The organism is Paenibacillus sp. FSL R7-0128 (assembly GCF_038002245.1).
GTDB classification, from domain to species: Bacteria; Bacillota; Bacilli; order Paenibacillales; family Paenibacillaceae; genus Paenibacillus_AQ; species Paenibacillus_AQ silagei.
This window is the reverse complement of record NZ_JBBOCD010000001.1, coordinates 1316048-1340996: the sequence shown is the minus strand read 5'-3', so window position 1 is coordinate 1340996 and position 24949 is coordinate 1316048. Positions and strand designations below refer to the sequence as shown.

The following is a 24949-nucleotide window of genomic DNA, read 5'->3' as shown; positions in this document are numbered from 1 at the left end:
ACGGTCATTGAACGGTGCTTCCGTTACTGTTCCTGTAATTTACTGCTATAGTAGCATAGATATAAGAAGTCAGCAATAACTTTTTCACCACTATTTGAGAGAATCCCTCAGAATCCCCCTTACCGGCTACAGAAATCTGCGCTTCATATCCGGTGTCGGCAGCAGACACTGCTCATCCCTGCCGAACCAGCGGTAGCGGTTCCTGGCCACAATCCTGTACATAGCGTTACGCAGCGGTCCCGGAATTAGGATGAACACATATGCGGCAGGCCACGGGAACCGGAGTCTGCGGGCAATCCGCAGCACTGCTGCCGATTTCGTATAATACTTGCCGTTCTCTATCAGCACCACAGTGTCTAATTGCTGCTCGGGCAGACTGCCTGCCTTAAGCAGTTCCCGGGCAGCATCACTCTGCAAGGAAGCGAATTTGAAGTGCGCCTTGGGATCACGCGGAATAATGAACCGGACAATTCCCTGGCACAGATGACAGACCCCATCGATCAGCACAATAGATTCGCCCTGCACTTCCTTCCGCTCTTCAGTCACATCGCCGCCCCTTCCTCTTAAGCATAGTGTAACATTCCTATCTCCTTTTGAAAAAAAAGCAAAAAACGCGGGATAGCTCCCGCGCCTACAATGTCCGTTCGTCTAATTATTCTGCAATAGCCTTGTTAATCCATTCGTCCCCGGTCATTTGCTCTTCGAAATCAGCAGTGAAGGATTCCATGCATTTGCAGATGAAATCTTTGCGGCATACCGGACAAGGAGTCTTGAGCAGGCGGCTGATGTTCGTCATTTTCCATTCCGGAAACCGGTTGTAGAACGCGCGGCACTCCGTTCCGTCAGCAAGCTTGATAATGAACTCGTACAATCCTTCCTTATCATTGCTGCTGGCTTTGGTCACATTCGTAATACTCGGTTTGTAAGACATCTTCATCACCCATTATTTAAATTTTTGGTAGTTAATAGCACGCGCGACATTAACAGATACTTAGACATATTAAAGAATTTCCGGGGTGATGTCAACCAAAGTACAGGCTCCTGCACGCTATTTACCACACTTCCGGCCTTCTCAGACTCTATTTAGCCATTATTCCCAGCTTTGTCCATTCCTACCCGTGGTTCTGCGGCTCTACATAACGTAAGACCAGACATTAACTGTCTGGTCTTACGAATAAGCATGCTATTCAATTGAACATTGCTATCTATCTCTACAGAACGTTCAGTTCAACCTCGATATTTCCGCGGGTCGCCTTGGAGTACGGGCAGAAATCATGGGCTTTCTTAGCCAGATCCTCTGCCACAGTGCGTTCAATGCCCGGCAGCTTCACATCCAGTTTCACGGCCAGCTTGAAGCCTCCGTCGCTCTCGTCCTTGCCGATCAGCACATTCGAGGTAATCTCGACATCCTGCAGCTTTACGCCTTCTTTACGGGCAATATTAGCAAGGGCACTCTCATAGCACGCACCATAACCTGCCGCGAACAGCTGCTCCGGATTTGTCCCTGCACCACCAGGACCTCCAAGCTCCTTCGGAATTTTGAGATCATGCTTCAGCGCTCCGTCGGACGATTCCACCGAACCTTCACGGCCTCCGCGAACCTTGGCTGTAGCAGTATATAGGGGTTTTAGTTTCAATGTACTCATCTTTAAAATCTCTCCTTTTTAACACAAATTTTGTAAGAACACTTACACTTAACTTAAACAACCTCACATTTTTGAAACGACCCGGCAGATTGTTACCTTTTAAAACTTGCTTCCGGCGGTGAATAGTGTACAATTAAATTGTGATAAATCAATGTTCGGGAGGAATCATTCATGAATGTCCATGATTTTGAAGCCAACACCCTGCGGGGCCAGGAAGAATCACTCTCCAAGTACAAAGGCAAGGTTCTGCTCGTCGTGAATACAGCCAGCAAGTGCGGACTCACCCCGCAATATAAGGGTCTCCAGGAAGTGTACGATAAATTCAAAGACCGCGGTTTTGAGATTTTGGGCTTCCCCAGCAACCAGTTTGCCGGACAGGAGCCGGGTGAGAGCGAGGATATTGCCGAGTTCTGCGAGATCAATTACGGTGTATCCTTCCCTATGTACGAGAAAATCAATGTCAAAGGCGCCGACGCCCATCCCCTGTTCAAGTATCTGTCCAAAGAGGCACCGGGAGTACTCGGCTCGAAGAGCATCAAATGGAACTTCACCAAGTTCCTGGTGGACCAGGAAGGCCGTGTGCTGAAGCGGTTCGCCCCGCAGACAACACCGGATCAGATCGAAGAGGATATCGAGAAGCTGTTGCGCTAGAGCGGACTAAGTATCGAGAAGCTGTGCCATACAAAAAGCTGCAAAACAAAGACGCCCTTAACCGCATTGATCGGGTACGGGTGTTTTTCCTGTTGCCCGCATAACGGTGAGCCGTCTATTGCCAATGGGCCATATATTTATTTTGCCAAGCGCATCCCGTCACGTATAGTCTTCCACGAAATCAGCCGGATATCTTCATCCTCCAGCAGTTTCCAGAATTCCGGGTCCATACACATGTGATATTCCATTTCTCTTTTGGCAGAGGAAGGCGTTAGGCAGCGCATTTCGGCACTGTCCCGGGAAGGGTGGATGACCAGCTCCGTTATTCCACCACTCATTTCTTGAATGGCCTTTACTATTTCACGCTTTACATCTGCGTACTCTTCACCATCGTTTTGTTCATAAGGCAGAATTAATAAATCATCTATTAAAGGAATTCCCCGCCGGTCCGCCGAGGCAATCCTCGACCGGAACAACTCACGCATATACGGGGATAAAAAAGGCTGGTCCACAATCTTCCGGGGTAATTTGAACGGGAGCTGGTATTCCTCACAGAGATCAAAGGCCAGCTCCAAAAAGTCCCTTCCGCCCGCAAGTCCCAATAGACTGCCCTCATGACTATCCAGATGGGTCGGATCAATTCCTAACCTTATAGCAGCTTCAATCTGACTACGACATTCTGTCCTGACCGCTTCTTCAGAAGCATACAATTCCACTTCTGCCGGTGTTCCCCAGAAATATCCTTCCGCCGTAATCAGTGACTCAACACCCGTCCCTCCCGTTACCGGCTTCCATTTATACTGCAGGAAACTGGAAGTAAGCGTAAGATGCACACCGATATTGGCTTCATGATTATGTACCGCATAATCAGCGGCTTGCTTCAACCAGGGACCTGGAATCATAATCATGGATGAAGTAATCACCTGATCCCTCCATAACTCCATAATCGCCGCATTCATAGAATGACACATACCGAAATCATCCGCAGTAATAATCAGGCAGCGCTCGTTCAGAGGCCATTCCCCCTAAATTCTCCATTCTGTTCTACACACACATCCTCAACCCCTTTACGTGTACTTCTGCACTTACTTACAGCTCAAAAAACAAACAGCAAAAAACCTGAAGTCCCTTAAATCAAGGAATTCCAGGTTTCTGCTGTACATTGAATGCGGTAGAGAGGACTCGAACCTCCACGGGTATACACCCACTACCCCCTCAAGATAGCGTGTCTGCCATTCCACCACTACCGCGCGGTGTGTCTAACGTTGAAGCATTGTTTGAGGCCAACATTCAATATTATAAATCGGTTGCGCTCAAAAGTAAAGGTACCAGCTTAAGAATTTTCGCCTTTCGTATCCTGATCCTTGTCCTTATCCTTACGATACTTGGTAAAGGCCAGATATTCCTTAATAAAGTTCTTTTCCTCCGGCAGCAGCTCCTCCGTTTGGCAATTCAATTGCCGCATTTGGCCAAAAAAATAATCCTCGCCGCTTTCCTGAATCGTCTGGGGCTGTTTGCCCAGGATCAGCCAATCTAAGCTTACATGAAAAAATGCAGCAATCTCAATCAGCTTATGTGTGCCAGGCGTAGATTTGCCACGCTTCCAGTCTCCCATATTGCCGGTGCTGATTCCGAGCTGCGCACAGAAGGATTTCTTCGTAATTCCTTGCCGTTTAATCAATAATTCAATACGTTCATAGATGGATTGCATCAGTCAACTGCCTCCCCCAAAAAATATAATACGTAAAAACGTTATTTTTTATTGAAAAATGACGTAAAAAAGTATATAATTAACTATTATTATATCTTTACCTATTTTATATCATACCGGCTGGATAGTCGATACGAGGTGAGCAATCTGAACAGCAAACGCCCTATTACTGCCTACGGCTGGGCCATTAAGCAACGTCTGGCAGAACTGCACTTGGATCAGAAGAAATTCTGTGAATTACATGACATCCCACCCTATCGGCTGTCCAACCTGATTCACGGTACGCGCAAGGCAGACAGATACCGCCGTCAAGTAGCTGAATTATTGAATCTGCCGCCATCTTAGTTCCAGTTGGAGCAGCAGTTCTCCATGTGTGGGCCGACCGGCATTATTCTTCTTGTAGCTACTGTTATTCTACCTTATCCTGGCAAAATCCTTCTTTTCCCGCGCACTCTGTTAATACACAAAAAAACCTCTCCGGTGAAATGGCTGAGCGTACTCCATTTCACCACAATAGAGGTTTCTTTCCTGTTATTTCCGGTTGATTACCTATTCATTATGTTCAACCTTTGACCGCTCCGCCGGTAAGTCCTCTGACCAGGGTCTTGGAGCCGAACAGGAAGAGAATAATCAGCGGCAGCGTACCGAGGGTCAGACCCAAGATACTAGCTGAATAATCCGTGCGGAAGACGGTGGACAGATTGGCAATGCCCAGCGGCAGCGTGTACAACTCCGGCTTGTTGATCGTGACCAGCGGCAGCAGATAGCCGTTCCAGGACCCGAGGAAGGAGATCAGCCCCAGGGTGCTGATGGCCGGCATGAGGAACGGAACAACAATTCTTGTGAGAATAGCCGGTTCCGAGCAGCCGTCGATCCGCGCGCTCTCAATAACCTCTGTCGGGACGGAGGAGCGGATGAACTGGGTCATGAAGAATACGCCGAAGGCATTATTCAGTCCGGCCAGAATCAGCGGCGCATGAGTGTTGTTCAGGTGGAACCACTTCATTTCCATCACATATGCAATCAGACCAAGGTGTCCGGGAATCATCATCGTCAGCAGAATGAAGCCGTACAGCGCATTTTTACCCTTGAATTCATATTTGGCAAAAGCAAACCCGGTAATCGAGGCCACCCCAACCGTCACCAGGGTGAACAACACGGCAACATAGAAGCTGTTCCAATAATTCCGCAGGAAGCTGGCGGACATGATCGTCTGCAGATTCTCCAGCAGATAGCCGCTGGGCAGAATCGGAAGCTGCTTAAACAGGTCCTCGGAATAGTAGGTTCCCATCACAATCATCATATAGAACGGGAACAGGAACGCGATAGCGATCAGGCTAAGCAGCAATACGGTAAAGAATTTCTTCGCTCTCATTTGTCGTCACCGCCCCTGTTGATCCATTTCATGCCAACTACTGAGAACAAGGCGATGAACAGGAAGGTGCCGTAAGCGATCGCTGCCCCTTTGCCGTACTTGAATGCACTGCCGTTGAAGGAAGCATCGAACATGTACCAGATCGGTGTGAAGGTGGACCCGTCTGGCCCCCCTACCATGCTGGAGCCGGAAGCCCAGCCGCTGAACAGCAGCATCGGTTCTTCCACCAGCTGGAGGCCGCTGATAATAGAGGTAATAATCAGGAACAGGTTGATCGGCTTCAGCAGCGGAATCGTAATGCGCGTGAACACATCTTTGGAGGAGGCTCCATCAATGACTGCTGCCTCGTAGATAGAAGTATCAATACTGGCCATCCCCGCCGTGTAGAACATGACGAAATACCCAAGATTTTTCCAGAAGACCATCAGGATGACTACCCAGCGGGAGGAACTGGCGGAGCCCAGCCAATTAATCTTCTCCTGAATAATGCCCAGCTCCATCAGCATATTATTGAAGAACCCGCCCTGCCAGTCGAACAACAGGGAGAAGATAATTCCGACTGCGACCGGAGTTGTCATATAGGCACTGAATACGCTGAGGCGGAAAAAGGTTTTGCGGCGGATCAGCTTGCTTTCGATAAGGCTGGCTACCAGCATTCCCATAAGGACAAGGGCCGGAAGGTATACCGCCATGAAGATAATGACATTGAGCAGGGATTTCCAGAAGAAGGAATCATGGAAAAATAACTGCGTGTAATTGCAGAATCCGATGAAATTCCGGTTGCCGTACAAATCCCAGTCGGTAAGACTGATATATAGAGTGAAGAGAATTGGGAACAAGCTCAGTACGGCGTAGGATAAGAAATAAGGCGTGATGAACAGGTACGGCCATTTATTTTTGCTGCTGATTCCTTTAGATTTCTGCATCGTTATTCAAAAGTCAGCTCAGGATGATTTTTCTTCAGCTGTTCTTCCCACTTGTCCAGGGCCTGCTTCGCATCGAAGCTGTTATCCTGCGCCATGACCTGAAGCACCAGCTCAGAGGAGCTGTAGATATCCTGATCGTATTTGGTCACTGCTTTGGACTTCATGTTCGGGAACACCTTCTCTACCCAGAACTTTCCAAGATCCTGTCCGCCGAAATATTCATCCGCCCCGGAAGATAGCTTGGAGGTATCCTTGAAGAAGGATTTCAGCGGCAAAATATAATCGGAGACGGCGAAGTTGGCTTCAGCGCCTTCGTCCGTGCCTAACAGCCAGTTGAGATACGCCCAGGCCGCATCTTTATTTTTGCTGTCCTTCCAAATACCGATAGTAGTACCGCCGTATGGATATCCGCCTTCCGGAGGCACCATCAGACCCCAGCGGCCATTACTGGCCTTGTCGTTAGGCTTGATTACGAATTCTGGCGACCAGTTCGCCGACGGATAAAAGATTACGTTGTCCTGCGAATACGAAGCATTCCAGGTGGGTGACCACATTGCCAGCTTGCCCTCTGCGTTATTGTCGCGGATGGACTGCAGCTGAGTGAAGATCCTAAGCAGCTCTTGAGTATTCACCTTGGTTCCGTCTACAACTGCGGTTGTCCCCTGGTTGGAGAGGATGGTATACGCATCCATCAGGCTTCCCAGCATGAATGTCTTACCGCCGCTCTTCTCATAGACTTCTTTGCCCTTGGCAATGAAGGTATCCCAATCAGGGAACATGGCAGTCAATGCATCAGGATCATCTGTCCCGAAGTATTCTTTAGCCAGATCACGCTTGTAAGCCAGTGCTCCAGGCGAGCCGGATTGCTCCAGACCAACAAGCTCTCCCTTGCTGTTCGTCAGCAGCGGAAGCTCGAAGTCGAGCAGATTGGAGGTATCGAAATTGTAGGGCTCTTCGGACAAGCTTTGCAGTACGTTAAGCTCATAGAGAGCGCCGCGGAAGGCCGCTTCTCCCCAGATAATATCCGGCAGACCGGAGCCTGCAGCGATAGAGGTCTGAATTTTTTTCAGATAATCCCCCGCCGAGACTTCAACGAACTCCAGCTTGACATTCGGGAACTTCTCGTTGAACTTGGCTCCGGTGCCCTCGAACCAGGCTTTGTCCCAGCCCCACACGGTTAATTTACCGGAAGCGTTTGCAGGATCGCTTGAGGTGTTCGCAGGGCTTGCGCCGCTGGAGTCCCCGGAAGCGTTGTTGTTTCCATTGCCGCAGCCGGCCAGCACCAAGGTGAAGCATAACGTTAAGACAAGCGCTATAACCGATGCTTTTTTACTGAATAGATTGTGCAAATTAAGATCCCCCTTGCATCTGTTGTGACAGCGGGCGGTTCCTGTAATGTCTTCCGTCCGTCTGTATAGTAGTACTATAAGCTTGAAGGCATCGCCCAACAATTAGACGATCCGATGATTTTGTATAAATAATGATAGTATTCTCACTCCGCCGATGGCGGCCGTGAGGGCAGAAGAACCGATACCCTGGTGCCTCCCTGCTCACTTGAACGGATGACCAGGCGGCCTTCCTGCCCGTACAAATACTCGATTCGTTCCCGGATATTCCACAGTCCAATCTGTTTCATCGCCCCTGAACGAAGTCGCGCCGGCGGCAGGGTTCCATTCGTAATGGCCTGCGCCTTCTCCTGGCTCATCCCGCAGCCGTCATCTCTGACCGAGATCAGCAGCCTTCCGCTGCGCTTACGGATAATGATCTCAATACGGCCTACAGACTCCTTCTCCGCAAATCCATGGAAAATAGCATTTTCCACCAGCGGCTGGATCAGGCTCTTTGGAATATAGTCCCCTTTCGCCTGTTCTTCCACGCTCCAGACTACCTCGAACCGGTCGGCATACCGGTACTTCTGAATGGTAACGAAGTGATTGATAATGTTCATCTCCTGCTCCACCGTGATATACAGACCGGCATCGCCGATATTGACAGCATCATGCAGAATGCCAATGAAGGATTCAACCATCTCTTCAATCGCGGCGTAATTCTTTTTGCGGGCCAGATATACCACGGTGTTCAGGGTATTGTAGATGAAGTGGGGGTTGATCTGGGCGAACAGCAGCTCGGCCGTCATTTTACGCTTCCAGCGCTCCTGCTCCACCTTCTCACTCATCTGCCGCTCAATATCGCCAAGCATCGTCTCAAAACCATTCTTCAGCACAGACAGCTCATCATTGCTGCGGAACGAGAGCTGAACATTATAGTTGCCCATAGACACCTGCTTCATCGCTTTGGTCATCTGCAGAATCGGACGGATAATATTGGAGATAATCGGAAGAAACAGCAGAAAGCACAGCACCAGACACAAGGCGAGGAAGACGGCCCAGTAGCGGACAATATAACCCACCCATTCATAGAAACGTTCATTGGAGGTAAACGTGGAGACGGACCAGTCCGATTTTTCAAAAGCGCTGGCCAGATAATAACCCTTGTCATGCTTAACGACTTGAATGTCCGGGCTGTCTGCGCTCAGCGTGTGGGCAGGCATCTCAGTGGCGGTGCCTTGCTGATAGAGCAATGATTGACCCGGGCCGATCCAGGCTACCTGGTCGAAGGACTGGCCCAAGTACTGGAACAGACTCTCAAAAGCTGCGTAATCAATATTCAAAAGCAGCACTCCGCCATACTGGGGATCAAAACGGATAAAGAAGCTGACAATTTTTTTGCTCTCGGGGTCCTGGATCAGATGGGGGGCTGTGAACCCGCTTTTGGCATTGTTCTTCAAGGCATCCTGATACCAGTCCTCTTGCAGCAGCCGTTCAAAATACGGATCAATATACAGCGAGGACCAGAAAATCTTCCCATCAGAGCGGACGATGGCCGAGCTCTCAAGGTAGTCCCGCAGCACATTAAATTTGGTCAGCTGAGTGACCACATCGCGGTATGCACTAAGCTCGTCATACGTAGAGGAATACTTCAACCTTGCAGCGAACTGCTGAAGCAGCTCATCGTTGACCATATTGGCGGCATATTTCTGCACATCGTCAATCATATGGTTCATCTGATTCGTGGTCTGCTCCAGATGGATGGTATCCTCACGCAGGGCCTGCGCTTCGAGAATCGAAGAGAACTGCTCATACGCCAGGGCACTGATGGCCGTTACCGACAGCGTAACGATCAGAATCACGCTGCCGAGAATTTTATTCTTAATTTTTCGCATAGCTATTCGCTGCCCCTCTGCTGCAGGAAGTCCTTGGGTTGTATGCCCGTTGTTTTTTTGAAAACCTGGCTGAAGTATTGGCTGGTTTTGTACCCTACCTTCTCCGATACCTCGTAGATCTTGTACTCACCAGTCTGCAGGAGCTGCTTCGCCAGCCCGATCCGATATTCCGTCGTATAGTCGAGCAGGGACTGGCCCGTCTCCCGCTTGAAGGTTGTCCGCAGATGGATGCTGCTGATCTGCAGATGGCCTGCGACCGTCTCCAGGGACAGATCGGGATCGGCGTAATTCCCGGCAACATACTCCATCGCTTTGTTCACCCAGCGGGAATACTGCTTCGGACTCTGCGGCTGCTGCAAGCAGTCTTCGAGAATCCGGTACAAGCTGTTAACTACTTGCCGCGCGTCTGTGCCCAGCTCCTGGTCTATGGCGAAGCTTCCGTCCTTGCGGCATGCGCCTCTGATCTCACCCATGACGGCGCGCAAATCTACCAAGTAGGCCTGGGTAGCGATGTGGTCCAGACCGGTCTTCAGCCGTTCCAGCAGGCTGCGTTCGGGAGATAACAGGTATTGTCTGACCTCTTGAGCAATACAGGTAGCTTCCCGAGTAGAAGCAGCTTGCTCCAGCAGAAATACAGCACCTGGCGGCAAAAACACAGAATAATCATAAGCCTGCCTCATCGCCGCATATCGGCGGTCCGGCAATTCTGCGCCATTGCCTGCGGAGAGGATCACTCTGGGAAGGTTCCCCCGATAGTAAGACTCCAGACAGAGCAGAACTTGGGCAGCGAGTTGCCGCAAGCTATAGTGCTGGAGCAGCAGACTGCTGGAAGAGGTTATCTTCAGCAGCACGATGTATCCGCCTTCATCCATCTCTAGAAGTTGAAGCTCCTCCAAGTCCGTTGTCTGACGGCGGATCTCTTCTTCGATATTCTTCCATACGAGGGCCGTGCCACTGCGCGTATTACTCCGGCTGCCGTCCAGCTTCATTGCAGCCTCCAGCTCGAAATACAGCAGTCCGGGCTGACCCTGCTGATAATCTGCGACGAGGCGGTGCAGACGGGATTCCTGATTTCCTGCAGGAGCCTGATACTTGCCTGCCAGCATATCCTTAAGCAGGATATGGAGCGCATGTCCGTGCCCTTCTTCCTCGGCGGCCTCCACTGCCAGACCTTCCTTCAGCAGCTTCAGCTGTTCCAGCAGGCGGTTACGACTAATCTCATGCTTAAGCAGATAATGGGCCGCGCGCAGCTCCAGCGCCTGGCGGGCATAGTCGAAATCCCGGTAAGCAGTCAGAAAGATCAGCCGCGTTCTTGGGGCAAGCTGGACGACATGCCGCCCCAGCTCCAAGCCGTCCATCGGCGACATGGAGATGTCGGTGATGACAATCTGCGGCTGTAATTCCTCGAACATCCGCAGCGCCATGCGCCCGCTGGTCGCCTGGGCGACCACCTGGAAGCCATTCTCCTCCCACGGAACCGAGTGGTACACATGATCTAGTGCAAGCGGCTCATCATCTACGAGCATGACTGAAATTAATGAATTCACTGTAGAAATCCTCCCGTCCCTGTCGAATCCTGATATATATGCAGGTATAACGGAACATGGAAGGGCTGTCAATGGAAATGGATTCCTAAATAAATTGCAGATAGCCCTAGTCTTCCACACAAAAAACTCACCGGCCGGCATTATCCAAGACTGCCGTCCGGTGAGTCGTTAACATCGTAATTTTTATGAAAATATGCTTCTGAACACCACCGGATCAAGTCCTCCCGCTCTTTCTCATGCAGCTTGACCAATTGATTCAGAACGAAGATCCTCTGCACCATATCCTCAGCAAAACGCAGTTGATTCGTGTAGTAATCGATTTCCCTTTGATAGGCCGAGTACTCTCCGTTGTTATGAGCAGAATAAGCTTTTAACAATTGAAGGTGAAGATCATAGATCTCAGAGTAATTCATTACCGTAGACTACCTCCCAATAAGGCGTTTACTAGTATTGTCTCCAAGATTGATAGGATTATACGATAGAACTCCACTCTTCATTTAGAATTGCATACTGGTACGCATCATGCCATACAGGCTGCCCGTCATCTGTTCTTTTGAAAAAGGCTTTTTTCTTGAAATGCCCTTCACGGCGCATATTCAATCGCTCCAGCAATCTCCAGGAAGACGCGTTCTCAGGATTACACATAGCCACCACCCGATGAATTCCTAATTCTTCAAACCCGTATTCTAAAACTCTTTGGCAAGCCTCAGTGGCATAGCCTTTTCCATAAAAATCAGGGTTGAAGATGTAACCTATCATCCATGTTTTAAATTCAGCAGGCTCTTGTTGCCCAAAATAAACATGACCGATCATTTTATTGGTCTCCTTCAAGCTAACTGCCCAGAAACAATCTCCTTCCGCACGTTCCCTGGCCATATTCTTGCATTCCTCTTCACCGCTTACACCGCCCGGCTCGTATTTCAGCACCTGCTCCAATGACAAATACTCGTGTAAATCGCTCCAGTCGTTTTCTGAAAATCCACGAACAATTAGCCTTTCCGTTTCCAGTAACATAGGATCTCCCTTTCATTCATCTTCGTTTCTCCATTCTAAAGGTTTCAGGTAATTGTCACCAGCTAGAGCGTGATCAAGTTAGAATTCTTTGGAAATCACGTATTTCTTTCCATGAGATTAAATTAATATTCTCTTTATTAAGCACTTTCTTAATATCTGGGTCTATTAGTAATAGATACTCAATCCCACGCTCAAAATAACAATTCGTTACAGACTTCAATTCTTCAGTTATTTTCGATGGATGTATAGTTAATTGTGTTATACCGGGCTTAATATTTTTTAATAGCGTGAGCAACTGTCTCTTCATTTCCTCATATTCCACGGGCTTACAGCAGTACGGCAAAGAAATTATATCATCAATAAACAAAATCCCACGTTTTCTTCCTGAATTAATTCTAATGCGAAAAGTTTCTTTTTGCTTGTTATTAAAAAATGGTTGTTCAATTATTCTTGTTGGTAAGTTAAAGGGGAGACGATATTTCTCGCAAAGATCAAAGGTTATTTCTAAAAAATCATTGCCCGCATATAAACCCATAATGCTACCACCATGACTGTCAAGATGAGTTGGGTCAATTCCTAACATAGTTGCACTTTGTATTTGAGCCTCTAATTCAATTCTAACTTCTTCATCATCAGCATTTTCCTCTATATACGAAATGTCATTATGGAATTTACCATTCTTATTGATTAGACTTTTCAATGGCCTTTCTTGAAATACTGGACTATATGAATGATGCTCACCGCTTGTTAAGGTAAGATGAATCCCGATATTTTCTAGAATGTTTTGATTACTAAACTTAAGGGCTTCCCGCGCTGCTGGACAGGGAAACATTATAGATGTTGAGGTTATAGCTTGTTGTTCAAATAGACTAACAATCGCTTCATTAGTTCCCTTAGTTATTCCGAAATCATCAGCATTAATAATTAATAAACGGTCATCTGAAGAAAAGCCTAATTTGCTTATCATAAAGATCTCCACCTCGACTAGTTTTGTGATCATAAAAGAAAAACAGTAGGGATACAAAACACATTGTCATGTGCGTATCGCTACTGTTTAGTTTCAAAAAAACTAAATACAAATTAACCCTAACGGGTGAATGATGCTGATGCCTTCCCTCACCGGCCGCTTGTATAGAGAATTGTTGCACTTCTTGCAAGATTCATCTATACCGATTACTCAATGAAGTACAATGTTGCATGATTTGCACAAATTTCGGTGGTTAGATCAAGTTAGCGCTGGATTTGTTGTATTTTGTGCAGGATTTCAGCATAGACCGCCCTCTATGGAGCAGTATTGTTGCATTTCTTGCATCATTCCTCAATCAATGTTACTGGCTGTGGGGCATGCCCCCTTCCCCCGGCGCAGCAGCTAACACAAAAAAGCAAAGACCCTTGGATAACCAAAGGTCTCTGCTCATTCCTAGTATGCGGTAGAGAGGACTCGAACCTCCACGGGTATACACCCACTACCCCCTCAAGATAGCGTGTCTGCCATTCCACCACTACCGCATATTGGTGACTCGTATGGGATTCGAACCCATGTTACCTCCGTGAAAGGGAGGTGTCTTAACCCCTTGACCAACGAGCCAAATTTAAAGTTTTTCTTTGTGACAACAAAAATGAGTATATCAAACGTCGGCGGATTTGACAAGCCTTTTTTTGAAGGTCGCATTTCCCGGAAAATACGGGGAGAACCGCAGTGTGCAGCCTCTGCTTCTCCCCTCTTAAGATCAGCTATCCCCGCCCGCAGCCAGCACCTGGATTCCATCCGTATATTCATACCCCAGACTCCCGGCCACCGCAGCATTGGTCACCTGTCCAGCTACCACATTCAGGCCGCGCGCAAGCGCCGCATTCTTCACCACAGCCGCGTGGATGCCCAGATTGGCAATCTGCAGCGCGTAAGGAATCGTCACGTTGGTTAGCGCCAGGGTCGAGGTCCGGGCGACCGCTCCAGGCATATTGGCTACGGCGTAATGGACCACGCCGTGCTTCACATAGGTCGGGTTCTCATGGGTGGTGATCCGGTCAATGGTCTCGATCGAGCCGCCCTGGTCAATCGCAACATCTACAATGACAGAGCCTTCCTCCATCTGCTTCACCATGTCCTCTGTAACCAGCTTAGGGGCACGGGCACCGGGAATCAGCACCGCTCCGATCAGCAGATCCGCCCGGCGCACAGCCTGCTCCAGATGATAGGAATCCGACATCACGGTCACCAGCCGCCCGCCAAAAATATCATCCAGCGCGCGCAGACGACCCGCATTCAGATCCAGCACCGTGACGTGCGCCCCCATGCCCAGCGCGATCTTCGCCGCATTGGTGCCGACAATTCCTCCACCGACAATGACGACCTCTCCCGGCTGCACGCCAGGCACACCGCCAAGCAGAACGCCCTTGCCGCCATGCGGCTTCTCCAGCAGACCGGCGCCGATTTGCACCGCCATCCGCCCGGCGACCTCACTCATCGGAATCAGCAGCGGCAACGAGCCGTCTTCAAGCTGAATCGTCTCATAGCCCACAGCAGTCACACCGCTATCCACCAGTGCTTTGGTCAGCTCTGCTTCAGGTGCCAAGTGCAGATAGGTGAAGAGGATCAGCCCTTTGCGGAAATAACCGTACTCCTCCGGTAGTGGCTCCTTCACTTTGATAATCATCTCCGCCTTGCTCCAGACCTCGGCGGCCGTATCCAGAATCACAGCGCCTTTATCCGAATATTCCATGTCGCTGAAACCGCTGCCTATGCCGGCAGAAGCTTGAATATACACTTCATGCCCTGCCTTCCGGAGCGCTTCCACCCCGGCCGGGGTGATGGCGACGCGGTTCTCGTTATTCTTGATTTCTGCGGGTACGCCAATAATCATGCCGATTCCCCCTCAAAGTTGTGTTAGCATAGTCTTCCTTGATATCTCACCGCCACAACTCGCTTCGGAAGCATCTGCTTAGTTGTGTAAGTATAGTCAACATTCTATCCCTGTGAGATGCGAAAAGAAAGGCTCCCATTCGGGGCCTTCCTCTTCACGGTTAAGGTGAGGCAAGAGACACCCTGGCCTCCTGCGGACCGGCTCCCCGTTCCTTCACCTTAGTATATGCAATTTCGCAGCTTAAGGATTAACCTTGGTTTCAAAGGTTTGCTTCCCGTCCACGAATTTCAGCACAACTGCGGCTTTGACCGGGTCATGCTTGTCGTTCAGGGTGATTTTACCTGTAGCGAGCTGCAGATCCTTAGTCGCTGCCAGTGCTTCTGTAATCTTGGCCGGATCAGCTTCACCCGCACGGGTAATCGCATCAGCCACCAGCTTCAGGGCATCATAGCCCAGGGCCGCCATACCATCGGGAACCGCTCCGCCGTTAGCCGCTTTGTAGGCGTCTACGAAGCTGGTTACTTCAGGAGCTGTATCTTCAGGCGAGTAGTGATTGGACATGAACGTGTTCTCCAGCGCTTTGGCACCGGCGATTTCCGCCAGCTGCGGGGAATCCCAGCCGTCGCCGCCGAGGAACGGAACGATAATGCCCATCTCACGGGCCTGCTTCACAATTTTACCTACTTCTTCATAATAACCAGGCAGGTAGATGACATCCGGGTTCGCTGCTTTGATGCGGGTCAGAACTGCTTTGAAGTCAGAATCCTTCTGCTGGTAAGACTCCTGGCTCAGCACTTCGCCGCCTTTGGCCTTGAAGGTCTCTTCGAAGAACTTCTGCAGACCCTTGGAATAGTCGGAGGACGTATCAGTATAGATAACTGCTGTCTTGGCCTTCAGGGAATCGAGCGCAAAGTTAGCCATAACCTCACCCTGGAACGGATCGATGAATGCGGCGCGGAACACATATTCATTCACATTGCCGCTGCGCTCATCCACGGTTACCTTCGGATTCGTAGCGCCTACCGAGACCAGCGGGATCTTCTTCTCCGTAGCTACCGGAACGATCCCCAGTGTGTTGGTCGATGTGGATGCGCCGATAATGGTCACGACCTTGTCATTGGTGATCAGCTTCTGCGCCGCTTGTGTAGCTTCCTCCGACTTCGATGCATTGTCTGCAACTACCAGCTCCAGCTGCTTGCCGAGTACACCGCCTGCGGCGTTGATCTGGTCCACCGCCAGCTTCGCGCCCTTGGAGGCCGAGTCGCCGAAAGAAGCCTGGCCGCCGGTAAGCTCCAGGTCAGCCCCGATTTTGATCGTGCCTCCGGCACTGTTCCCGCCGCTTGCAGAGTTACCGCTGTTCTCTGTGTTGTTGCCGCAGCCGGATGCTAATACCGCAGTCAATACTGTCGACAAGATAATGGCCCCAATTTTCTTCATAGTTTCTCCCAGCCTCCTGATTATTTAGTTTATATATGTTGTTTCTGTGATGCTGCTGTAGTACGGATAGCCTGCTAGTGCCCGAGATAAGCCATTTTGATCTCATCGGAATCGGCCATTTCCTTGGCATCCCCTTCAAGCACTACCCGGCCTGTCTCCAGGACATAGGCACGGTCGGCGATTTTGAGCGCCTGGTGGGCATTCTGCTCAACCAGCAGGACAGTGGTTCCGGCATCGTTGACTTCCTTGATAATCCGGAAAATATCCTGGACCAGCAGCGGCGCCAGCCCCATCGACGGTTCATCCAGCAGCAGCAGCTTCGGGTGGCCCATAATAGCCCGGCCCATTGCCAGCATCTGCTGCTCCCCGCCGGATAAGGTCCCGGCCTGCTGCTTCTTGCGTTCAAGCAATCGCGGGAAGGTGTTGTACACCTTCTCGAAGTCAGCAGCCAGGCTGCTTCCATCCTGCAGGTAAGCGCCTAATTCGAGATTCTCCTCGACAGACATATTGGCGAATACGCGCCGTCCTTCGGGACAATGGATCAGCCCTTCTTTGACAATCGCCTGAACACTTTGATTCGCTATGGATTTATTCAGGAATTCGATACTTCCTGTCTTGGGCTTCAGCAGCCCCGAGAGCGTCTTAAGCAGCGTAGACTTGCCGGCGCCATTGGCACCGATCAAGGTCACGATCTCTCCCTGCTTCACGGTGATGCTTAGCTCCTTCAAGGCATGAATCGCTCCGTAATAGACATTAATCCCTTGTACTGTAAGCATAGCGTTACGCCTCCTGTCCCAAATACGCTTCGATGACCTTCGGATTGTTGCGGATCTCCGCCGGTGTTCCGTCAGCAATAAGGATTCCGCGGTCCAGCACATAGATACGGCTGCAGACCCCCATTACCAGTGACATATCATGCTCGATCAGCAGAATCGTCAGGTCGAATTCCTCCCGGATCCAGGCAATCAGATTCATCAGATCACGCGTCTCATTCGGGTTCATCCCGGCGGCCGGCTCATCAAGCAGCAGCAGCTTGGGTCCGGCCGCAAGCGCCCGGGCAATCTCCAGACGCCGCTGATTCCCATAGCTCAGGTTGCTCGCCACCTCGTCACTCTGGTCAGCCAAATTGAAGATTTTGAGAATATCCATCGCCTTCCGGGTAATCTCCTCTTCGCCCTGGAAATGCTTCGGCAGACGTAGCATCGAAGAGAACAACGAGTGCTTCGCATGCTGATGGAAGGCAATCTTAACGTTCTCCAGCACGGTCATAGCCGTAAACAGGCGGATGTTCTGGAACGTACGCGCAGCGCCTTTATGATTGATCTTGTAGGGCTTCATCCCGCCGATAGACTCATTATTCAAAAGAATGCTGCCCGACGATGGCGGGTACACTCCGGTCAACAGGTTGAACAGTGTCGTTTTACCGGCACCGTTGGGTCCGATCAGGCCGATCAGCTCGCCTTTATCAATATGAAGGGAGACCTCGCTGACCGCCTTCAGTCCGCCGAAGGCCCGGCTGGCCGCTTTCACATCAAGGAGTACCGCTGCTCTCGATTGCGTCATTTGCCTTTGCCTCCTTTTTGCTGAACTTGAAGAATGAGAATTTGCTTACGCCAAGCAGGCCGCTCGGACGGAAGATCATCATCAGAATGAGCACGATGGAGTAGATAATCATGCGCCATTCCGGGAATTCACGTAAGTAGGTGTACAGCAGGGTAACGAACACCGCACCCACGATAGAGCCTGCCGTACTGCCCAGCCCCCCGAGCACCACCATAACGATGATTTCAAAAGACTTCAGGAAGTTGAAGCTCCCCGGCGTAATAACATAGAACGTATGGGCCGACAGGCCGCCCGCCATACCGGCAAACAGCGCACCGATGGTGAAGGCGATGATTTTGTAGCGTGTTGTATTAATCCCCATCGCCTCAGCGGCAATCTCATTCTCGCGGATCGCAATACAGGCCCGGCCGTGAGTAGATCTAATGAAGTTATTAATCAGGACGACTGAGAGCAGAGTGAAGAAGAAGAGCATGGTCCAGGTGGTCTTGGCCGGAATGCCGCTGAGCCCTGAAGCTCCGCCGACATATTCCGTATTCAGCATAATGATGCGGATGATCTCACCGAAGCCCAGCGTCGCAATAGCCAGATAGTCCCCGTTAAGCCGGAGCGTAGGCATCCCGATTAATACACCGAATACCGCTGCCAGCAGTCCGCCCGCAAGAATCGCCGGAATGAACGGCACATTGTAGTCAAGGGTAAGAATCGCCGAGGTATACGCGCCCACCGACATGAATCCGGCATGACCAATCGAGAACTGCCCGGTAATCCCGGTAATCAGGTTCAGCGACACGGCCAGCATGATATTAACCCCGATGAGCAGCAGCATAGACTGATTCACATCACTAAGGATTTCTGTTGTTAGAAGAACTTTTACGATTCCATAGAACGCAAGGGCAATAAGAATGCCCAGCCAGAATTTTTTATTTATTTTTTTCACGGCAGCTTCCCCCTACACTTTCTCCCGGACATTCTTGCCGAACAGCCCGGATGGTTTGAAGATAAGGATTAGAATCAGTACCGCAAAGGCTACGCCGTCACGCCAGGACGAGAACCCGAGGGAAGAAATCTCTGTCTCCACGGTTCCCAGCAGCAATCCGCCAACAAGCGCACCCGGTATACTGCCAATCCCTCCAAGCACTGCCGCGACAAAAGCCTTCAGCCCGGGCATTACGCCCATGAGAGGATCAACCGAATTGTACGTCATGCCGAAAATCACGCCCGCTGCAGCGGCAAGCGCCGAACCGATGGCGAAGGTGGCGGAAATGGTGCGGTCTACGTTGATGCCCATCAGCCGCGCCGCTTCAACATCGAAGGATACGGCCCGCATGGCTTTGCCCGTTCGGGTGTACCTGACGATATATTGCAGCACCAGCATAAGAATTATCGTTGTTAGCAGAATCATGATCTGATTGGACTCGACCTGAATGGAGGAACCAAACAGGTGATACTGCTTCTTATCCATAATATCCGGGAAGCCCTTGGCCTGCGGCCCAAGGATCAGCACCCCCGTATATTCAAGCAGGAAGGATACACCAATGGCTGTGATCAGCGCTGCGATCCGTGTGGATTTACGAAGCGGCTTATACGCCAGACGTTCAATGCTGATACCTAGCAGCGCACTGATCGTCATCGAGATCATCAGCGACAAGAGCAGTACAACGATAGGCGGCAATCCGGCATTCGCCAGGTATTTGGCACTGTACAGACCGATGAACGACCCTACCATGAATACATCGCCATGCGCAAAATTAATCAGCTTGATGATACCGTACACCATTGTGTAACCAAGGGCGATCAGAGCGTAAATGCTGCCTACGGATATTCCGTTTATTAGTTGCTGAATGAAGTACTCCATCGCCATCCACTTCTCCCCATGTTCATCTTGTATACCCCTTTCTCTGTGCTGCTTCTCTTTTCTTGGATTATGATGTCATTTATATTAACACATGGTCAGAGAATCGTCACTAATAATTGTGGGAATTAATACAAAATTCAATAGTTGGTGTTATATTACATAACATGATATATGTAGGATTCAGTAGGTTATTGTAGGTTTGCGAAAAATGCGCAGAAAACAGGAGAAAAACAGAGGATTTTCAAGCAGGAACGTTTTAGAAGTTGTTTCCTTTTCTTATACAATACTTTTTTTCTGCGGAATTAATATAACATTTGTCTCTTTACAGCATCATTCCTTCAATTAATTAAAGGGGTAACGGGTTGAACCAGCAGTGTATGGAGGTGGAGGTCAGGCTGAAGGGTAGAATAGTCTCCCTACATCTACAGTCTCATTGATGACTGGGCCAAGGTCCCAAGGGGCTGCCAGGCTCCAGGTTGTTCCTCGCATTCCCGTTCGTTGCTATACTCTACCAAGCATTACACACATTCAAAGGAGTGAAATTGAAATGAGCACCATTGAAAAAAAGGAGACCGTCCAATCTGCCAGGAGAGGCTTGTTAGTATTCTTCCTGTTACTCATTCCTCTTACGGCTATTAGTTACATACTGGCTCTTACTGTAACGCCTGTGTATGGCTTGCTGCTGATGTGGGCGCCCGGGATCTCCTCTATACTCACCCGTATCCTGCTGCGTGAGGGCTTCGCGGATATCTCCCTGAGATTCGGGGGACGGCGCACGCTCAGGGCGATTCCGTTCATCTTGTTGTTGCCGGTTGCAGTTGGCCTGGTGGCCTACGGGACCGCCTGGATCACAGGACTGGCAGAGTATACCGGACACAATGGCAATGTTGCAGGTTCGCTGGCCGGGGCAATCCTTATTCAAATGTCCATCGGGACCGCGATGGGAATCATCAGCAGTGCAGGCGAGGAATTAGGGTGGAGAGGCTACATGCTGACCCGGCTCATAGAGGCCCGCGTCCCGAAGCCTATTCTCATGAGCGGACTGATCTGGGGCATCTGGCATATCCCGGCGATTCTAATCGGCAGCTACTATTCTGGCCCTTCTCTGGCCTTATCGGTCGTATTGTTCATGATAACCATCAGCTCATTCAACATCATTATTAGTCTATTGCGCTTAAGCACGGGGAGCCTATGGCCGGCAGTTCTGCTCCACGCCTCATGGAATGCTATCATTCAGGACGCTTTCGACCGGTTCACCAGCGGGAAGAATGCCTATCTCTGGACGGGTGAGTCTGGGATACTGGTGGCTGTTACGCTTGTGATTGCAGCGTGGTTCTTCTACAGAAGATCTACGCTAGATGTCAGATTGTAAATGGAAATTCGGCAAATACGATACAGCTGGCTTTTTTGAGCAGGATCAACGTTAGCACTTGGGTGGACGCTCCGCTGTTTAAGCGGGATGCGAAAACAGATTTTTTAACACAAAAAAGAAACCCTCCAAACATCAAGGGACCAAAAACAGAAAGCAGCAATTCTCCTATAAGAGAATCGCTGCTTTTTTAACATTTGAAGCTTTTACGAAATTTGAGATCTGACCTAACAATGATCGCCTAGTCTAAATATACCGCCTTACCCGTCTGGGCCGATTCATAGATGGCCTCCAGAATCCGGGAGACCACATAAGCCTGTTCAGGAGTCACGACCGGATCTTTATCCTGTTCGATCGCTTCGATCCACTTTCTTAATTCGATATCCGTAGATTTCTCCTCTTTGCCGTCATAGAAGGCTACTCCCCCGGCACCTAGCTCAATTTTATTCGTGTATAGCTTGCTGTGCTTCTCCCCGTTAATCCGGAGACCATCTTTCATGTCCGCACCCGCCTCGGTTCCGCTCAAGCTGCACTTGGCTTCATCCACGTCAAGCGAATTCAGCGCCCAGCTTGCTTCCAGCGTAATCGTTGCGCCGTTCTCCATTACAATCATCCCGAACGCAGAGTCTTCCACGGTGAATTTCTTCGGGTCCCAGGGCCCCCAGGCGTTGGCAGCGTCTTCTTTTTGAGAGAGCTCGTGGTATTTGGTCCCCAGCACAACCTTCGGTTTGTAGTTGTCCATCATCCAGAGCGTCAGATCCAGCGCATGGGTTCCAATATCAATCAGCGGGCCGCCCCCCTGCTTCTCCTCATCCAGGAACACCCCCCAGGTAGGGACTGCTCTGCGCCGGATAGCATGTGCTTTCGCATAATAGATATGACCGAGCTCGCCTGCTTCACAGACTTTTTTCAGATACAAGCTGTCTTGCCGGAACCGGTTGTCATACCCTATAGTCAGCTTCTTCCCTGTACGTTTCGCTGCTTCAGCCATACGTTTGGCATCTGCCGCTGTCTTGGCCATGGGCTTCTCACACATCACATGCTTGCCCGCTTCCAAGCCCGCAATGGATATTTCCGCATGCGCATCATTGGGAGTAAGCACATGAACAATATCAATGGAAGCATCCTTCAATAATTCCTGGTAATCCGTATAGACAGCCGCATCCGCATTGCCGTATTGTTCAGCAGCCGCTTCAGCCCGTTCCTTGATAATATCGCAAAAGGCCACCACTTCAACCTTATCCTGTCTGCTTAAGGCAGGCAGATGCTTCCCGTTCGCAATTCCTCCACAGCCGATCACGCCAACACGATACACTTTGCTCATCGTCATCTCATCCTCACTGTTCATGTATTTTACGGGACTTGCGGTAAGCAGCCGGGGTCATGCCCAGCCGCTTGCGGAATACCGAATGCAGATAGGTTGCATTGGTGAACCCCTCGGACTCCGCGATGTGTTCGATCGACAGGTTGCTGGCTTCAAGCTTGCTGCACACCGCCTGCAACCGGATATCTTCAAGAATCCGGCTGAAGGTGTGATCCGAATCAACCTGCTTAAATATCCGCTGTAGCTGCCTCGGACTAATATTCAGCTTCTCCGCAACATTCTCCAGCGTCACGGCTGCTGAATAATTCGCTTCCATGTACTGAACAGCATATTGATAGCGGTAGGTCACCATATCCCGTACGGGTGCCGCAACTCCCATCCCGCCTGTATCATACGCTCTGGTCACCTTAAGCAGGATACTGATCACGAGATGCTTGATGGAGGTGTAATATCCCGCAAGCTTGCCGTCACAGGCCTCATAGGCTTCCAGAAAACACTTCATCGCCCTGTGATAATCCTGCGCAGGGATCAGCGGCAGCCTCCTCAGCTTCTCCACGCATTCTTCCGCTTCCGCAACCTCCCATGGGTCTGCATCGTCTCTCTGCTTCTCCGTAATGTTGACATGCAGACATAACTCCTCCATCGACTCTTCCACATCTGCTTCCTGACGATGCATCACTCCCGGTCCGGTCAAATAGAGCATTCCCTCCGATAAAGGATACTGCTGATCCCCAAGAATGACCGTTCCCTTGCCCCGCGGGATGAAATGAAATTCAAATTCAGCATGGTTATGGAAATCAATGACCTTCCCCGGCGGAAAAGAGGTCAAATGAAACCGGAGAACAGAAATTTCATAATGTCCCCACAGGATGGAAATATCCAGTCTTTCCAGCAGATCCATCTTCTCAAACATAATCTCGAAGGGAAAAGGGCTCATGTTAACCTCCTGCTTGAGCTACGCTCTGTACCCGGATAAGTGATTAAGATTTCAGTTCGGCTAACCGGACCACCCGTCCTGCCTTCGCCGAGAGATTCGCCGCCTCCATTAACCGGGTAAGCTCCGTTGCCGCTTGAATATTGTCAGAAGCAAGCGTGTTGTTCTGGATGTGGGCCACCCACTGCTCAAAAGCGCTGTCACGGTTGGCCCGCACAGGCGTATCGTTCCAGGCAGCCCCTTGATCTGCTGCTTTATTACTTCTAACCAGCAGCTTCGCTTCAGGCGTTCCATAGAGCAGAGTTCCTTCCGTTCCATGCACTTCTATGGTAAAAGGGGAATAGCTGTTCACGAAGCCGGCTTCCACCACACCGATTGCTCCCGAATCCGTATAGAGCGTCGCAACTGCGTTGTCTTCCACTTCCTTGCCCGTCACATATCCGAAGCTCGCGCTGACCCCGGTCACCTCTTGACCCAGAAACAGCCTGGTCAGGTACATGGGATGACATCCCAGATCAATCAAAGCCCCGCCCTGGCATTGCTCCAGGCTATAGAAATGCTCGGGAAGCCAATTGGCCGTTGCGCCGTTATGGGATAAACGGACTCTGACATAAGTGATCTCCCCAAGCAGTCCCTGGCTTAGAATGTCTGTAACCGATAACGTGTAACCGTCATTTAGCCGCGGCAGAGACACGGTTAGCTTCACTCCATGATCCACGACCTCGGAGAGGATTTCATTCACCTCACTCAGCGTTGCAGCTACAACCTTTTCGGTGAAGATGTGCTTGCCTGCTCTGGCCGCCGCAATCATGACCTCCCGGTGCATATGGGTTGGCGCGTCGACAATCACGGCATCGATATCCTTCCGCGCAAGCATGTCCTCCAAAGAATCATAAAACGGAACATTCAAGCTCTCTGCCGCCTTCCTGCCCCGCTCCGCATCCTCATCCCATACCGCAGCAATTTCCGTATCGCCATGCTCCTGAGCCTGCTTCGTATAATCCCAGGCATGTACATGCCAAAAGCTGATCTTGCCAATCCTAATGCTCACCCGCCTGCACCTCCATATACATTATTCTGACATCACCTATAAAGTATCATATAATAAGCAGGATTTTTAGTAGATAAATGCGACATCGACTATATGGAATTACGACATCAGACAGGGAGATCGTATCATCCAGAGATTCAGCCACTCCCGCTGGGTGGACGCAAAAAAGGAGCTCGTTATGAGCTCCTCCAACGAACCACTGAGGGTTCTCATCCCTGGCTGGCAGGGAAGTTTAATCAGAACGGAGAGAGAGGGATTCGAACCCTCGCACCGCTTACGCAGTCTAACCCCTTAGCAGAGGGTCCCCTTATAGCCACTTGGGTATCTCTCCAAGTAATGGCTCCCCGAACAGGACTCGAACCTGTGACAACTCGATTAACAGTCGAGTGCTCTACCAACTGAGCTATCAGGGAACATTAACATGAACAAGGTTTAATTTATCATGATTCTACAGGTTAG

General features: G+C 50.2%; 25 protein-coding genes and 5 tRNA genes. 3 read left to right on the top strand and 27 right to left on the bottom strand.

What is annotated here, in order from left to right; translation table 11 throughout:
- Window positions 1–126: 126 nt before the first annotated feature.
- From NST26_RS05615 to NST26_RS05605, 3 genes are all read right to left on the bottom strand, one after another.
- Window positions 127–546, bottom strand: a complete 420-nt coding sequence (locus NST26_RS05615; RefSeq protein WP_340978746.1) for a thiol-disulfide oxidoreductase DCC family protein — start codon at window positions 544–546, stop codon at window positions 127–129.
- Between the two features lie 106 nt (window positions 547–652).
- Window positions 653–931: a hypothetical protein gene (locus NST26_RS05610; RefSeq protein WP_036727511.1), complete on the bottom strand. Its 279-nt coding sequence runs from the start codon at window positions 929–931 to the stop codon at window positions 653–655.
- A gap of 280 nt (window positions 932–1211) precedes the next feature.
- On the bottom strand, window positions 1212–1646 hold the full coding sequence (locus NST26_RS05605) for an organic hydroperoxide resistance protein (RefSeq protein ID WP_340978745.1): 435 nt from the start codon (window positions 1644–1646) through the stop codon (window positions 1212–1214).
- Window positions 1647–1817: 171 nt separating this feature from the next.
- Here NST26_RS05605 and NST26_RS05600 point away from each other — a divergent pair, with 171 nt between their 5' ends.
- Window positions 1818–2297, top strand: a complete 480-nt coding sequence (locus tag NST26_RS05600) for a glutathione peroxidase (protein WP_036727508.1) — start codon at window positions 1818–1820, stop codon at window positions 2295–2297.
- 137 nt (window positions 2298–2434) lie between these two features.
- On the opposite strand, the gene NST26_RS05595 is transcribed toward NST26_RS05600, so the two are convergent.
- From NST26_RS05595 to NST26_RS05585, 3 genes are all read right to left on the bottom strand, one after another.
- Window positions 2435–3289, bottom strand: a complete 855-nt coding sequence (locus NST26_RS05595) for a polysaccharide deacetylase family protein (protein ID WP_340980802.1) — start codon at window positions 3287–3289, stop codon at window positions 2435–2437.
- Window positions 3290–3464: 175 nt separating this feature from the next.
- Window positions 3465–3547 (bottom strand) — tRNA-Leu (locus tag NST26_RS05590).
- 83 nt (window positions 3548–3630) lie between these two features.
- A complete protein-coding gene (locus tag NST26_RS05585; protein WP_036727506.1) occupies window positions 3631–4008 on the bottom strand; it encodes a helix-turn-helix domain-containing protein in 378 nt (125 codons plus the stop codon).
- Between the two features lie 147 nt (window positions 4009–4155).
- Here NST26_RS05585 and NST26_RS05580 point away from each other — a divergent pair, with 147 nt between their 5' ends.
- Entirely contained in the window at window positions 4156–4353 is a 198-nt protein-coding gene (locus NST26_RS05580; RefSeq protein WP_036697411.1) for a hypothetical protein, read from the top strand.
- Window positions 4354–4570: 217 nt separating this feature from the next.
- On the opposite strand, the gene NST26_RS05575 is transcribed toward NST26_RS05580, so the two are convergent.
- The 16 genes from NST26_RS05575 to NST26_RS05500 all read right to left on the bottom strand — a co-directional run bounded on the left by NST26_RS05575 (window position 4571) and on the right by NST26_RS05500 (window position 19812).
- The gene (locus NST26_RS05575) at window positions 4571–5383 is read right to left on the bottom strand and encodes a carbohydrate ABC transporter permease (protein ID WP_076082389.1); all 813 of its coding nucleotides are present in this window, start codon (window positions 5381–5383) and stop codon (window positions 4571–4573) included.
- A complete protein-coding gene (locus NST26_RS05570) occupies window positions 5380–6309 on the bottom strand; it encodes a carbohydrate ABC transporter permease (protein WP_340978744.1) in 930 nt (309 codons plus the stop codon). The genes NST26_RS05575 and NST26_RS05570 overlap by 4 nt, the downstream gene beginning before the upstream one ends.
- A 2-nt stretch (window positions 6310–6311) precedes the next feature.
- The gene (locus NST26_RS05565) at window positions 6312–7658 is read right to left on the bottom strand and encodes an ABC transporter substrate-binding protein (protein ID WP_339313059.1); all 1347 of its coding nucleotides are present in this window, start codon (window positions 7656–7658) and stop codon (window positions 6312–6314) included.
- A gap of 143 nt (window positions 7659–7801) precedes the next feature.
- Window positions 7802–9532: a cache domain-containing sensor histidine kinase gene (locus tag NST26_RS05560; protein WP_339313058.1), complete on the bottom strand. Its 1731-nt coding sequence runs from the start codon at window positions 9530–9532 to the stop codon at window positions 7802–7804.
- 2 nt (window positions 9533–9534) lie between these two features.
- Entirely contained in the window at window positions 9535–11079 is a 1545-nt protein-coding gene (locus NST26_RS05555; protein ID WP_339254207.1) for a response regulator, read from the bottom strand.
- Window positions 11080–11219: 140 nt separating this feature from the next.
- Window positions 11220–11492 (bottom strand): hypothetical protein, encoded by a 273-nt coding sequence (locus NST26_RS05550; RefSeq protein WP_339313057.1) that lies wholly within the window; start codon window positions 11490–11492, stop codon window positions 11220–11222.
- 58 nt (window positions 11493–11550) lie between these two features.
- Window positions 11551–12093: a GNAT family N-acetyltransferase gene (locus tag NST26_RS05545; RefSeq protein ID WP_340955509.1), complete on the bottom strand. Its 543-nt coding sequence runs from the start codon at window positions 12091–12093 to the stop codon at window positions 11551–11553.
- Between the two features lie 73 nt (window positions 12094–12166).
- A complete protein-coding gene (locus NST26_RS05540; protein WP_339313055.1) occupies window positions 12167–13060 on the bottom strand; it encodes a polysaccharide deacetylase family protein in 894 nt (297 codons plus the stop codon).
- Window positions 13061–13519: 459 nt separating this feature from the next.
- Window positions 13520–13602: transfer RNA gene (locus NST26_RS05535), tRNA-Leu, on the bottom strand.
- A 4-nt stretch (window positions 13603–13606) separates the two neighbouring features.
- Window positions 13607–13681, bottom strand: a tRNA-Glu gene (locus NST26_RS05530).
- A 142-nt stretch (window positions 13682–13823) separates the two neighbouring features.
- Window positions 13824–14957, bottom strand: a complete 1134-nt coding sequence (gene ald / locus NST26_RS05525; RefSeq protein ID WP_340978743.1) for an alanine dehydrogenase — start codon at window positions 14955–14957, stop codon at window positions 13824–13826.
- A 240-nt stretch (window positions 14958–15197) separates the two neighbouring features.
- Complete coding sequence (locus NST26_RS05520) at window positions 15198–16394, bottom strand: ABC transporter substrate-binding protein (RefSeq protein ID WP_340978742.1); 1197 nt, start codon at window positions 16392–16394, stop codon at window positions 15198–15200.
- Window positions 16395–16468: 74 nt separating this feature from the next.
- Window positions 16469–17170, bottom strand: coding sequence for an ABC transporter ATP-binding protein (locus NST26_RS05515; protein ID WP_036723349.1), 702 nt, complete (start codon window positions 17168–17170; stop codon window positions 16469–16471).
- 4 nt (window positions 17171–17174) lie between these two features.
- Entirely contained in the window at window positions 17175–17957 is a 783-nt protein-coding gene (locus tag NST26_RS05510) for an ABC transporter ATP-binding protein (RefSeq protein ID WP_339222793.1), read from the bottom strand.
- Complete coding sequence (locus NST26_RS05505) at window positions 17926–18894, bottom strand: branched-chain amino acid ABC transporter permease (RefSeq protein WP_339254191.1); 969 nt, start codon at window positions 18892–18894, stop codon at window positions 17926–17928. Before NST26_RS05505 ends, NST26_RS05510 begins: the two co-directional genes overlap by 32 nt.
- 12 nt (window positions 18895–18906) lie before the next feature.
- Entirely contained in the window at window positions 18907–19812 is a 906-nt protein-coding gene (locus NST26_RS05500) for a branched-chain amino acid ABC transporter permease (protein WP_036723345.1), read from the bottom strand.
- Between the two features lie 547 nt (window positions 19813–20359).
- Between NST26_RS05500 and NST26_RS05495 the strand changes: the two genes are divergently transcribed.
- Window positions 20360–21184, top strand: a complete 825-nt coding sequence (locus tag NST26_RS05495) for a type II CAAX endopeptidase family protein (protein WP_339254189.1) — start codon at window positions 20360–20362, stop codon at window positions 21182–21184.
- A gap of 238 nt (window positions 21185–21422) precedes the next feature.
- Here NST26_RS05495 and NST26_RS05490 read toward each other — a convergent pair whose 3' ends face one another.
- The 5 genes from NST26_RS05490 to NST26_RS05470 form a co-directional block, all read right to left on the bottom strand.
- The gene (locus NST26_RS05490) at window positions 21423–22505 is read right to left on the bottom strand and encodes a Gfo/Idh/MocA family protein (protein ID WP_339254187.1); all 1083 of its coding nucleotides are present in this window, start codon (window positions 22503–22505) and stop codon (window positions 21423–21425) included.
- A 13-nt stretch (window positions 22506–22518) separates the two neighbouring features.
- Window positions 22519–23442, bottom strand: a complete 924-nt coding sequence (locus tag NST26_RS05485; RefSeq protein ID WP_339254185.1) for an AraC family transcriptional regulator — start codon at window positions 23440–23442, stop codon at window positions 22519–22521.
- Between the two features lie 43 nt (window positions 23443–23485).
- Window positions 23486–24490, bottom strand: coding sequence for a Gfo/Idh/MocA family protein (locus tag NST26_RS05480; RefSeq protein ID WP_340978741.1), 1005 nt, complete (start codon window positions 24488–24490; stop codon window positions 23486–23488).
- A gap of 242 nt (window positions 24491–24732) precedes the next feature.
- Window positions 24733–24821: transfer RNA gene (locus NST26_RS05475), tRNA-Ser, on the bottom strand.
- Between the two features lie 6 nt (window positions 24822–24827).
- Window positions 24828–24903, bottom strand: a tRNA-Asn gene (locus tag NST26_RS05470).
- Between the last annotated feature and the right edge of the window lie 46 nt (window positions 24904–24949).